Annotated in this window: 11 protein-coding genes; 8 read left to right on the plus strand and 3 right to left on the minus strand. The window is 70.1% G+C overall.

Annotation, left to right across the window (positions count from 1 at the left end; all coding sequences use genetic code 11):
- Nucleotides 1-81: 81 nt before the first annotated feature.
- Nucleotides 82-1,518 carry a type VII secretion integral membrane protein EccD gene (eccD, locus tag OWR29_RS31560; RefSeq protein ID WP_267567019.1) on the plus strand — a complete coding sequence of 479 codons (1,437 nt, stop codon included), beginning with the start codon at nt 82-84 and terminating at the stop codon, nt 1,516-1,518.
- Nucleotides 1,519-1,729: 211 nt separating this feature from the next.
- Here eccD and OWR29_RS31565 read toward each other — a convergent pair whose 3' ends face one another.
- On the minus strand, nt 1,730-2,233 hold the full coding sequence (locus OWR29_RS31565; protein WP_253240572.1) for an inorganic diphosphatase: 504 nt from the start codon (nt 2,231-2,233) through the stop codon (nt 1,730-1,732).
- A gap of 1,641 nt (nt 2,234-3,874) precedes the next feature.
- On the opposite strand from OWR29_RS31565, the gene dacB reads away from it, so the two are divergent.
- The 6 genes from dacB (at nt 3,875) to folE (ending at nt 10,820) form a co-directional block, all read left to right on the plus strand.
- Complete coding sequence (gene dacB, locus OWR29_RS31570; RefSeq protein ID WP_267567020.1) at nt 3,875-5,098, plus strand: D-alanyl-D-alanine carboxypeptidase/D-alanyl-D-alanine endopeptidase; 1,224 nt, start codon at nt 3,875-3,877, stop codon at nt 5,096-5,098.
- A 52-nt stretch (nt 5,099-5,150) separates the two neighbouring features.
- Nucleotides 5,151-6,212, plus strand: a complete 1,062-nt coding sequence (locus OWR29_RS31575; RefSeq protein WP_267567021.1) for a zinc-dependent metalloprotease — start codon at nt 5,151-5,153, stop codon at nt 6,210-6,212.
- Entirely contained in the window at nt 6,213-7,142 is a 930-nt protein-coding gene (gene tilS / locus OWR29_RS31580) for a tRNA lysidine(34) synthetase TilS (protein WP_267567022.1), read from the plus strand.
- Nucleotides 7,143-7,279: 137 nt separating this feature from the next.
- Nucleotides 7,280-7,855, plus strand: coding sequence for a hypoxanthine phosphoribosyltransferase (hpt, locus tag OWR29_RS31585; RefSeq protein WP_267567023.1), 576 nt, complete (start codon nt 7,280-7,282; stop codon nt 7,853-7,855).
- A 305-nt stretch (nt 7,856-8,160) separates the two neighbouring features.
- Nucleotides 8,161-10,176, plus strand: coding sequence for an ATP-dependent zinc metalloprotease FtsH (ftsH, locus tag OWR29_RS31590; protein WP_267567024.1), 2,016 nt, complete (start codon nt 8,161-8,163; stop codon nt 10,174-10,176).
- Nucleotides 10,173-10,820, plus strand: coding sequence for a GTP cyclohydrolase I FolE (gene folE, locus OWR29_RS31595; RefSeq protein ID WP_267567200.1), 648 nt, complete (start codon nt 10,173-10,175; stop codon nt 10,818-10,820). Before ftsH ends, folE begins: the two co-directional genes overlap by 4 nt.
- Nucleotides 10,821-10,827: 7 nt before the next feature.
- On the opposite strand, the gene OWR29_RS31600 is transcribed toward folE, so the two are convergent.
- On the minus strand, nt 10,828-11,334 hold the full coding sequence (locus OWR29_RS31600; RefSeq protein WP_267567025.1) for a carboxymuconolactone decarboxylase family protein: 507 nt from the start codon (nt 11,332-11,334) through the stop codon (nt 10,828-10,830).
- 61 nt (nt 11,335-11,395) lie between these two features.
- On the opposite strand from OWR29_RS31600, the gene OWR29_RS31605 reads away from it, so the two are divergent.
- Nucleotides 11,396-11,863: a MarR family winged helix-turn-helix transcriptional regulator gene (locus tag OWR29_RS31605; RefSeq protein WP_267567026.1), complete on the plus strand. Its 468-nt coding sequence runs from the start codon at nt 11,396-11,398 to the stop codon at nt 11,861-11,863.
- Between the two features lie 7 nt (nt 11,864-11,870).
- On the opposite strand, the gene OWR29_RS31610 is transcribed toward OWR29_RS31605, so the two are convergent.
- On the minus strand, nt 11,871-12,053 hold the full coding sequence (locus OWR29_RS31610; RefSeq protein ID WP_267567027.1) for a DUF5808 domain-containing protein: 183 nt from the start codon (nt 12,051-12,053) through the stop codon (nt 11,871-11,873).
- Between the last annotated feature and the right edge of the window lie 131 nt (nt 12,054-12,184).

The following is a 12,184-nucleotide window of genomic DNA, read 5'->3' on the forward strand; positions in this document are numbered from 1 at the left end:
CCATGGTAGGTAAAGTCTGCTCGCGTTCGCAGCCTCGTCACCTTCGATGGCATATGCGACGCTCGACGGGGGAGGCGATCCATGAGCATCGGTCTGGCGCGGGTGACCATCAGCGCGCCGCAGCGCCGCATCGACGTGGCGCTGCCCGAACACGTGCCCCTGGCCGAACTGCTGCCTGAGGTGCTGCGACACGCTGGCGAAGGCCTGGCCGACGACGGCGAGAAGCACGGCGGGTGGGTGCTGCGGCGTACGGACGGGGTCGCGCTCGCCACCGCCCAGGGTCTTTTCCCGCAGGGCGTACGCGATGGCGAGATCCTGCATCTGGTGCCCGCCCACGACGAGTGGCCCGAGCTCGAGTACGACGACGTGGTCGAGGCCATCGCCGAGGGCGCGCGCCGCCGCGGCAGCGCTTGGACGCCGTCCTCCACGCGAACGGCCACATTGGTCGGCGCGGGTGTCCTTCTCGCTCTCGGCCTGTTCGCGGTGCTCGCCGCCGGGCCATCCTGGAACGGCGCGGCCTTCGCGGGCCTCGGCCTGGCGGTGCTGCTCGCGCTGGCCGGGGTCACTGCTTCCCGCGCGTACGGCGATGCCAGGGCCGGCGCCGCCCTTGGTGCTTACGCCATGCCGTTCGCCTTCGCCGGCGGGGCCGTCCTGGTCGCCACCGACGACCGGGTCGGCGTGGTCGGGCTGCTGCCGTGGCTGGGCGGCTCCGAGCTGCTGGCCGGGTCGGTCGCGCTGCTGCTGATCGCGGCGCTGGGCGCGGTCGGGGTGGCGGCCCGGCTGCGGTTGTTCACGGCGGGCGCGGTGGCCGGCCTCTTCGGCGCGGTCGCGGCCCTGGTCAGCATGGTGACGACGGCCGCCGGCGCGGCCGCGGTGCTGATCTCGATCCTGGTCTGCGGCATCGGCGCGCTGCCGCTGCTGGCCATCCGCTTCGGCAAGATGCCGACCCCGCCGGTCACGCTGCCCACCGGGGCCGAGGCCTCCGAAGGCTTCACGACGGCGAGCACGTCGAGCGCGCTCGACGCGGCCCGCGAACGGCCGGACCGGGCGACCGTCTTCGCGGCCGTGACGCGTACCGAAGAACTGCTGGCCGGCATGCTGCTGGGCCACGCCGTGCTGGCCGTGGGCGCGTTCACCGTCCTGGCCGTCGCGGGCACCCTCTCGGCCCGCATCCTGATCGCGGTGTCGGCGGCGGCCCTGCTGCTGCGCTCGCGGCTGTTCATCACGCTGCGCCAGCGGGTGCCGCTGGTCGTGGGCGGGCTGGCCGGGGTGGCCGCGCTCGGTCTCGACCTGCTGCGTGGCTCGGACCCGGTGATGCTGCTCGGGGTGACCGCCGGGGCCTTGGCTCTCGCGCTGATCACGGTGGTGGCGGGCGCGACCTATTCGCGCAAGCCGCCGTCGCCGTACCTGGGGCGGGCCGCCGACCTGTTCGACACGCTGGTCGTGGTGTCGGTGATCCCGGTGGCGTGCGCGGTCGTCGGCCTGTACGACGCCGTGGGCGACATCAGCCTGTCCTGATCTTCGGTTCCTGCAGCGAGTCGACGTTCTTCCAGCGACATTTCGTCTTACAGCGCCTCGTCGTTCTTACAGCGACCTTGCGTTCTTACAGCGACCTTGCGTTTTTACAGCGACGCGCGGGCGGTCCGGGACCGCCCGCGCGCTCGCGGGGCCGCGCGACGTCGGCGGGCGACGGCGGGGCGCGGCTCTTATCTGTATGTGCGGGCTTGCGTCAGTGCTCGAGGCCCTCGGCCTCGGCGGCCTCCTGGCGCTTGAACGACGCCCGGATCTCTTCCTCCGCCTCGACCCGGCCCGTCCAGGTGGCGCCCTCGACCGACTTGCCCGGCTCGAGGTCCTTGTAGACCGTGAAGAAGTGCTGGATCTCCATCCGGTCGAACTCGCCCAGGTGGTGAATGTCGCGCAGGTGCTCCTGACGCGGGTCTTCGAACGGCACGCAGAGAACCTTGTCGTCGCGGCCCTTCTCGTCGGTCATCCGGTACATGCCGATGGCCCGGGCCCGGATCAGGCAGCCGGGGAAGGTCGGCTCCTGCACCAGCACGAGCGCGTCGAGCGGGTCGCCGTCCTGGCCCAGGGTGCCCTCGATGAAGCCGTAGTCGGCCGGGTACTGAGTCGAGGTGAACAGCGTGCGGTCGAGCCGGATGCGGCCCGTCTTGTGGTCGACCTCGTACTTGTTGCGGTGGCCCTTGGGGATCTCAACCACTACGTCGAAATCCATTTTGTGCTCCCTTGTTCGCCCGCTGAAAGAAACCGGGCCGGGCGAGAACACTGCGGCCGGTCAGGCGGCCGACAGGATCCGCGCGCGACGGTGTGCCGGATGTCGCTAGTCTCCCCTAAGTCTTACGCCGCGCTCTAGGAGGGGCTCGTGGGGAGGCAAGATTCACACGATGGTCCCGGATACGACGGCGTGTCCGAGTCGCATGGCGGCTCTGGAAACGGTAACCCGGCCGAGGGCGTGACGGGTGTCGCTTCGCCCCAAGCCGGTGCGACGGTCGATCTCAGTGGTCACGGGGGTGCACAGGCGTCCCGGCCATCACCCGAACCGGCCGTAGGCGAGGGTCGGGCGACCGTGCCGCCGTCGGCCGTTCGGCCGCCCGGGGTGGCCGGTCGGGCACAGATTGCCGGCGGGAGCGCCCCCCAATCGGGGCAATCACCGCGCGCCGTCGCGAATGGGCCGGAAAATCGGGTCATGCAGCCGCAGACGCCGGCCCGGGACCCCGAGCGAACCCCCGGCGAGAAGACGCGCGACCTGTCGCCGCCGCCCCCCGCACGGGCCACCGGAGGCAGCATCCTGCACGACGGCACCCCCCAGTCATCGCAGCCACCCCACCCGGCGCAGCCGCCCACAGCGCAATCGCATCGTGGAGCGCAAGCCCAGCCGCCAGCTGCTCCGCTCGTGCAGCCACCGGCAGCGCAGTACGGAGCGAAAGCTCAGTCAACGGCGCAGCCGCAGCGTGGAGCGCAAGGGCAGCCGCCAGATGCTTCGCATCCGCAGCCCGCGGCACAGGGGCAACCGCCGACCGCGCAATCGCAGCGTGGGGCGCAGGGGCAGCCGCCGTTCGTGCAGCCGCCGCAGTCCCAGCCGCCGATGGCGTCACAGGCGCAGCCGTGGACTTCGTCGGCGCAACCGGCGCAAGCGTCGTTCGGGCCGCGGTCGCAGCCGGCCGGGCTACCCGCGGCGCCGCAGCCAGCAGCGGAGGAGCGGGCTCAAGGCGCTTGGGCCACCGCGCCTGGGTCCCCGGCCGCTGGCGGCACGTATGGGCGGGCTTCGGTTCCGCTGAATACCGTGCGGCCCACATCGCCCGGCCCGGCTGCTTCGGCTGCCGGCCCACTGGCCCTACCGCCCGCCTCTGCGCCGGCGGCATCGCCCGCGTTCCCGCCGGCATTGCCGCCCGCGACAACACCAGCATTTCCGGCGGCGACTTCTGTGGCCGTGCCGCCTGGGCCGGTCGAGGGGCTGTCGGCCTTCCCGCCGGCGGGGCCCTCGGGAGGCGGTTCGGTTGGTGGGCCACCGGCGGGGTCCGCAAGCGGCGGGTCAGCTGGTGGGCTGTCGGCTTCGTCGGCAGGGCCCCCCAGGGGTGGGCCGGTTGGTGCGCTGTCGGAGCTGCCGCCGGTGGGGCCTCCAGGGGGCGGGGCCTCTGCAGGTGCTGACGACGGGATGATGCCCGCAGGCGGCGGAGCCCGGAAGTCCCGTACGAAATTATTTGTAGTTCTTGGCTTGGTTATTGCTCTTGTCGCAGCCGCGGGAGTCGTCGGAATCCTTCGACCCGGTCCGGTCGACAGGTGGCTGTCGTCGGCCGAACCGACCAGCGAGCCGACCCCGGCGCCGACGACGCCCGACCCGTCGCCTACGCCCGTCTTGGCCGCGGCGAACGGTGGGGGAACGGAACTCACCGCCGCGTCCGCGACCAAGGCGATCGACCCGTTGGTCAAGTCGCCCGCGATGGGCACGAAGGTGCACGTCGCGGTGCTGGATGTGACCTCGGGTGACGTTCTCTACTCGCGCAACGCCGACACGATGACCACTCCCGCCTCGACGACGAAGCTGTTGACGGCGGCGGCGGTGCTGGACGCGCGCGGGCCCTCGTACCGGCTCAGCACGCGCGTCGTTGCTGGTAGCGCGCCGGGTGAGGTCGTGCTGATCGGCGGCGGTGACCCCACGCTCGCGACCACCAGGAACACGCTCTTCCCGGGCGCGGCCCGGCTCGATCTGCTCGCGGCGCAGGTCAAGAAGTCGCTGGGCGCCACCAAGCCGACCCGGCTGCTGTACGACACGTCGCTGTTCAGCGGGCCCGAGACGGCCAAGGGCTGGGACTCGAGCGACATCTCGTTCGGGCAGGTCTCACGGATCCAGGCGCTGATGGTCAACGCGGGCCGGGTCAAGCCGATTCACAATGAGTTCGGCGGGGACCCGCGGGCGTCGAATCCGGCCGACGCGGCGGCCAAGGCGTTCGCCAAGATGCTGGGTGTGCCTTCGTCGGCCGTACGCAAGGGGAAGGCGCCCGAGTCGGCGGGGCAACCGCTCGGCGTGGTCCAGTCGCCTCCGATGGTGCAGCTCACTGACTGGATGCTCGAGCAGAGCGACAACACCGCGGCCGAGGTGCTGGGCCGGCAGGTGGCGCTGGCCGGTGGCAAGCCGGGCACGTTCGACGACGCCACCGAGGCGATCGTCGGGCGGATGCGTGACCTGGGGCTGCCGGCCGACGAGGCCGACCTGTACGACGCGAGCGGGCTGTCGCGCAACAACGGGATCAGCCCGACCATGCTCACCCAGCTGCTGTCGCTGGCCGCCTCGGGTCAGCAGCCCGCGCTGAGTGCGATCTTCGGCGGGCTCCCGGTGGCGGGCTGGTCGGGAACGATGCTCAAGCGGTTCGTGACGCCCAAGCCGAATCAGGGCGGGCAGGGCGTCGTACGGGCCAAGACCGGCACGCTGAGCGGGGTCAACACGATGGCCGGAACCCTGACGACGGCCGACGGGCGCCTGCTGGTCTTCGCGATCATGGCGAGCGGTTCCGGGAACGCGATCACGGGGCGGGCGGCGCTCGATGCCGTGGCGGCGAAGCTCGTTTCGTGCGGCTGCTGATCTCAGGGTTTCACCCGAGGATGGCCTGGAATCCCGCGGGTACGGTGGGGTGATGGCGCAGTTCGTTGATTGGGATCTGGCCGCCGCGACCGCCGGCGCGCTGTCGAAATCGGGCCCGACGGTCTCCTACGAGGACGCGATGGCGGTGGTGACCGAGCTGCGGGATCTCACCGACGAGGCGGCCGGCCACGTCGCGGCCTACACGGGCCTGTCCTCGCAGGTCGAGGTGCCGCCGGTCCGCGTGGTCGACCGCAAGGACTGGGCCGCCGTCAACATCGAAGGCCTCAAACAGGTGATCATTCCGCTGGTCACCCGGCTCTCCGGCGACAAGCAGCCGGGCGGGCTGGCCGACGCGATCGGCTCCCGGGTCACCGGCGTGCAGGCCGGCACCATCCTGGCCTACCTGTCCGGCCGCGTGCTGGGGCAGTACGAGGTGTTCTCCGGCAATCCCGGCCAGCTGCTGCTCAACGCGCCCAACATCGTCGAGGTCGAGCGCAAGCTGGGCGCCGACCCGCGCGACTTCCGGCTCTGGGTCTGCCTGCACGAGGTCACCCACCGCACCCAGTTCACCGCCGTCCCGTGGATGCGCGGCTACTTCCTGGGCGAGGTGCAGGCCTTCGTCGACGCCTCGCAGAGCACCGAGCACATTCTCGAGCGGCTGCGCCGGGGCGTGGCCACGCTGTCCGACGCGCTGCGCGACCCCGATTCGCGCTCGTCGGTGCTCGACATCGTGCAGACCCCTGGGCAGAAGGCCGTGCTCGACCGGCTGACCGCGCTGATGACCCTGCTCGAGGGGCACGCCGAGTTCGTGATGGACGGCGTCGGGCCGGACGTGATCCCGAGCGTCGAGTCGATCCGGGCCAAGTTCAACCACCGTCGCGAGAGCGGCAACCCGCTCGAGAAGGCGATCCGGCGGCTGCTCGGCATCGAGGTCAAGATGCGCCAGTACGCCGAGGGCCGCAAGTTCGTGCACGGCGTGGTCGAGCGGGTCGGCATGAACGGCTTCAACAAGATCTTCGACTCGCCGCTGACCCTGCCCCGGCTCGACGAGCTGGGCGACCCGGACGCCTGGGTGGCTCGCGTGCACGGCCCGCAGCCGGCGATCGGCGGGTAAGTGGCCCGCATCCCGCCCGCTGTCGCCACCATCCGGCAGGCCGTTCGGCGGGTGCTGCCAGCCGACGGTCTCGTGCTGGTGGCGTGCTCGGGCGGGGCTGATTCGCTGGCCCTGGCCGCGGCGGCCCGCTTCGTGGGGCGCTCGGTCGGGTTGGTGACCGTGGATCACGGCCTGCAGGACGGCTCGGCCGCGCGGGCCGCCGACGTGGCCGCCTGGGCCTCCGGCGCCGGCTTGTCCCCGGTCATGGTCGAGACGGTCTCGGTGGCCGGGCGGCCGGGCGGTCCCGAGGGGGCGGCGCGAGAGGCCCGGTACGAGGCCTTGAACGCAGCCGCTGAGCGGGCCGGCGCGGTGGCTGTGCTGCTCGGGCACACTCGCGATGATCAGGCCGAGACGGTGTTGCTGGCGCTGGCCCGGGGCGCGGGGCCACGCGGGCTCTCCGGCATGCCCGCGCGCAAGGGGATCTTCGTACGGCCGCTGCTGGACGTGGCCCGGGCCGACACCCGCAAGTCGTGCGCGGCGCTCGGGCTGGCGCCGTGGGAAGACCCGCACAACAGCGATCCGGCTTTCGCACGCTCACGCGTACGCGGTGCGGCTCTGCCGGCGTTGGTCGAGGCTCTGGGCCCAGCGGTGGTGGCCAACCTGGCCCGCTCGGCCGAGCTGATCGCGGCCGACAACGAAGAGCTGGACAGGCTGGCCGGGGCGGCTGCTTCGGTGGACGTCTCCGACCTATCGGCGATGAGCCGGGCGATCCGCCGGCGGGTGCTGCACTCGTGGGCCTTGAGGCTCGGCGCGCCGGGCGGGGCGCTCTCGCACCGGCACGTCGCGGCGCTGGACGCCCTCGTCACGCAGTGGCACGGTCAGGGGCCTGTACACCTGCCGGGCGGCATCCAGGTCGCTCGTGAGCGGGGAGTACTCGTTCGAGTGCCCTGACGGGCTGTGAGAGTTGTCACTCCCCGTGTGCATTCGGCGGACGCCATGGGCGGAACTGCCCGATTCCCTGCGGTTCCGGGCCTCGTGATCACTGACCCGTGCGACGGGCCGCAACCTTCATGCGGCAGGCTGGAGCCATGGCTGATGGCTCCTGGTACGACGCCGACATCGACCACGTGATCATCTCTGAGGAGCAGATCCGGGAAAAGATCGCCGAACTGGCGAAGCAGGTCTCCGCCGACCACGCCGAGGCCGAGGACGGCATTCTGCTGGTCTGCGTGCTCAAGGGCGCTGTCATGTTCATGGCCGACTTCGCGCGCTCGCTGGGCCACTACGGACCGTCGACCGAGATGGAGTTCATGGCCGTCTCCTCGTACGGGCAGGGAACCACCTCGTCCGGCGTGGTGCGCATCCTCAAAGACCTAGACCGGGACATCACCGGCCGGCACGTGGTCGTGGTGGAGGACATCGTCGACTCCGGTCTGACGCTCTCGTGGCTGATGAAATACCTGCAGTCGCGCTCGGCGGCCAGCGTCGAGGTGGTGGCGCTGTTCCGCAAGCCGGACGCCGTGAAGGTGCAGGTGCCGGTCAAGTACGTCGGCTTCGACATCCCGAACGAGTTCGTGGTCGGCTACGGTCTGGACTTCGCCGAGCGCTACCGCGAGCTGCCGTACGTCGGGGTGCTGAAGCCCGAGGTCTACGCCCGTAGCTGAACCGTTTCTCAGCCCCTTCTCAGAATTCAGTCCTTATGGGCGGTTTTGCCACTAAAGCAGGCTGAACGGGCGACGACCGGGAAGTGGCCGGGCAGCGGGCTCACGGGTTCGTAACCGGCACCCACGGTGTACCGTCGAGTGACCGATGGCGCAGTGTCACAAGCGCCGGAGGGGCCGGGAAGATTTCACCGCCACGGTTTCACCACGACAGCGGGGGTATCAGACCGGGGCCGCCGGTGGGCGGCACGTTGAGGTGACCAGGACGCCGATCAGGAGGGTCCGGGCGCTTGGCGCCCGACAACAGTATGGAACGTACGCGTTTCTTCCGCCGCCCGGTGGTCTGGATCATTCTGGTGATCATCGGCGTTATTGCGCTGAGCTCCTTCTTCACCAGTGGTCCGAGCTACCAGCGCGTAGATACCTCGGTGGCGCTCGAGCGCCTGAACCAGCCCGGCATCAAGAAGGTCGTTCAGAAGGACAAGGAGCAGACGCTCCAGATCGACCTCGCCACGCCCGAGCGGTTCGAGGGCAAGCAGACCGACAAGATCGAGACCCAGTACCCGTACGAGGTCACGCAGACGATCTGGAACGAGGTCCAGGAGGCCAAGACGGCCGGCCGGATCACGGGCACGATCAACACGACGGTCTCGGGCGACAACATTCTCTTCAGCCTGCTGATCAACCTGCTGCCGATCGCCATTCTGGTGATCCTGCTGCTGCTGTTCATGTCGCAGATGCAGGGCGGCGGCTCCCGGGTGCTCAACTTCGGCAAGTCCAAGGCGAAGATGATCACCAAGGACACCCCGAAGACGACGTTCGCCGACGTGGCGGGCTCGGAAGAGGCCGTCCAGGAGCTGCACGAGATCAAGGACTTCCTGCAGAACCCGGCGAAGTACCAGGCGCTCGGGGCCAAGATCCCGAAGGGTGTGCTGCTGTTCGGCCCGCCCGGAACGGGTAAGACCCTGCTGGCCCGCGCCGTCGCCGGCGAGGCCGGGGTGCCGTTCTACTCGATCTCGGGTTCCGACTTCGTCGAGATGTTCGTGGGTGTCGGCGCCAGCCGTGTCCGCGACCTGTTCGAGCAGGCCAAGTCGAACGCCCCGGCGATCGTCTTCGTCGACGAGATCGACGCCGTCGGCCGCCACCGCGGCGCCGGCATGGGCGGCGGTCACGACGAGCGCGAGCAGACGCTCAACCAGTTGCTCGTCGAGATGGACGGCTTCGACACCAAGGGCGGGGTCATCCTGATCGCGGCCACCAACCGGCCCGACATCCTCGACCCCGCGCTGCTGCGCCCCGGCCGTTTCGACCGGCAGATCCCGGTCGACAACCCGGACATGGAGGGTCGCAAGCAGATCCTGCGCGTCCACGCCAAGGGCAAGCCGTTCACGCCCGACGTCGACCTCGACTCGGTGGCCCGCCGCACGCCGGGCTTCTCCGGCGCCGACCTGGCCAACGTGATCAACGAGGCCGCGCTGCTGACCGCTCGTAACGAGAAGCGGGCGATCTCCAACGAGTTCCTCGAGGAGTCGATCGACCGCGTCATCGCGGGCCCCGAACGCCGTACGCGGGCGATGAGCGACAACGAGAAGAAGATCACCGCGTACCACGAGGGTGGACACGCGCTAGTGGCGTACGCGCTGCCGCACTCCGCCCCGGTGCACAAGGTGACGATCCTTCCGCGTGGCCGCTCGCTCGGTCACACGCTGGTGCTGCCGACGGAAGACAAGTACACCCAGACCCGGGCCGAGATGATCGACACCCTGGCCTACGCGCTGGGTGGCCGCGCGGCGGAAGAGCTCGTCTTCCACGAGCCCACCACCGGCGCCGGCAACGACATCGAGAAGGCGTCCGGCCTGGCCCGGGCCATGGTGACCCAGTACGGCATGAGCTCCAAGCTCGGTGCGGTCAAGTACGGCACCAGCGGGGACGAGCCGTTCATGGGCCGCAACATGGGCCACGAGCGGGACTACTCCGACTCGGTCGCGGCCGACATCGACGCCGAGGTGCGCGCGCTCATCGAGCTGGCGCACGACGAGGCGTGGGAGATCCTGGTCGAGTACCGGGACGTGCTCGACAGCATGGTTCTCGAGCTGATGGAGAAAGAGACCATCACCCGGGAAGACATGGACCGGATCTGTGCCCGCGTGGTCAAGCGCCCGCCGATGTCGCCGTTCAACGGCTTCGGCAAGCGCCTGCCGTCCGAGGCCCCGCCCGTGCTCACCCCCGCCGAGCGGGAGAAGCTGCGGACTCAGGCCGAGGCGGACGGGCAGATCGCCGTCGGCCCCAACCCGAACGGCAGCAGCCCGGAAGGCGCCAACTGATTTCCGACGACGACGAGCTGGACTATCTCGCCGCCCGGCTGGTCGACGGCAAGCTCACCGGTGCTCCGGTCGAGCAGGCCGTCGACCTCGGGCGGATCGAGAAGGCGGTTCGCGAGATTCTCATCGCGATCGGGGAAGATCCCGATCGCGATGGTCTTGAACGCACCCCGGCCCGGGTGGCCCGGGCGTACGCGGAACTCTTCGCCGGCCTGCGGGTCGACCCGGCCGAGGTGCTGAAGACCAGCTTCGAGGCCGACCACGAAGAGATGGTGCTCGTCCGCGACATCGAAGTGATGAGCATGTGCGAGCACCACCTGCTGCCCTTCAAGGGCGTGGCCCACATCGGTTACATCCCCGGCCCGAACGGCCGCATCACCGGGCTCTCCAAGCTGGCCCGGCTGGTCGAGGTCTACGCCCGGCGGCCGCAGGTGCAGGAGCGGCTGACCTCGCAGATAGCCGACCTGCTGATGGAGAAGCTGGACGCTCGCGGGGCGATAGTGGTGCTCGAGTGCGAGCACCTGTGCATGGAGATGCGAGGCATCCGCAAGGTCGGCGCCCGCACGGTCACCTCGGCGGTCCGCGGCGCCTACCAGACCGACGCCAAGGTCCGCGCCGAGGCGATGGCGCTGATCAACGCCCGCTGACCTTGCCTCAGGCCCGGACCATCCGGTTGGCCAGGGTCGACATCGTGTACGTGCCGATGCCCAGCACCACCTCGAGCGCATTGCGAGTGGTGAAGCCGGCGCTCAGGAAGTCCTTGAGCTCTTCGTCGGGCACTTCGCCCGCGGTCTCGAGCACCCGCATCGTGAAGGTCCAGAGGGCCGCCAGCCGCTCGTCGGCGGGCGGTTTTCCCGTACGCAGGGCAGTGATCAGGGCTGCGTCGGCGTTCAGCGCGCGCAGGCGCCCGGTGTGCATGGCCAGGCACACGCGGCAGCCGTTGCGCGCGGCGATCACCATCACGACCACCTCACGGGCCAGCGGGTCGAGGGTGCTGCCTTCGAAGAGGGCGCTGGCCTGCAGGAAACCGCCCAGCATCTCGGGCGACTCGGCCAGGCGGGCGACCGCGTCGGGCAGGTGGCCGAGGTGCTCGACGGTGTCTTTCATGAGCGGCCGCGAGCCGGTCGGCGCGGATTCGAGGGTGTGCTGAGGGAACATCATTCCTCCGCTAAACTAGTCAACGTGGTTGTCGAAACAGTAAACCAGGTTGTCGAGTTTGCCAATGGCTGACGCCGACCCGCCCGGCTTCGAGCTGCCCCTGCTGCTCTTCGCCGGGTTCCGCTCCCTCATCGACGAACTGCACGCCGAACTGGCCGCGCGCGGCCACACCGAGGTGCGCCCGGTGCACGGCTTCGCCATGCAGGCGATCGGCCCGTACGGCGCCTCAGCCACCGACATCGGCCGGCGCCTAGGAGTCTCGAAACAGGCCGCCGGCAAGACAGTCGACCGCCTGGCCGCCCTCGGCTACGTCGAACGCGCCGACGACCCGTCCGACGCCCGCCGCAAACTGATCCGCCTGACTCCCCACGGCCTCGACATGCTGACCCAGTCAGCCGAAATCTTCGACCGCCTACGGGCCCGCTGGGTGACCACCCTCGGCGCCGAAGGTGTCGCCCAGCTGGAGTCGTCGCTGCGCACGGTCGTGCCCGCGGCCGGCTTCCCGGTCGACGTCCCGGGATGGTTCGGCTGAGGGCTTGTTACCGCGCTTCCAGCAGGGTGCCCAGCACCGCGATGACCACCATGACCGCGAGAATCCCGCCGAGAACCCACCAGGCGGCCGGATGCCCGAAGTTCAGCGTCAGCCCCAGCCCCGACCGCCGAGGCACGAGCAGCCGAGGATCCCGCGGGTCCGAATAGAACCACCCCTGCCACCCGGTCATACATCCACTATCGCTGAGCCCACGTTTTCCACAATCCCGGGCTGTCCACAGGGCACCCGCTCCCGGCTCGCAATTTCGACGACAATGACTGCGGGGGGCTCCCCCTGGGAGCCCGCTTCTAAGGGAACGTT

The sequence above is a fragment of the Paractinoplanes pyxinae genome (genome assembly GCF_026626335.1).
Classification (GTDB): Bacteria; Actinomycetota; Actinomycetes; order Mycobacteriales; family Micromonosporaceae; genus Actinoplanes; species Actinoplanes pyxinae.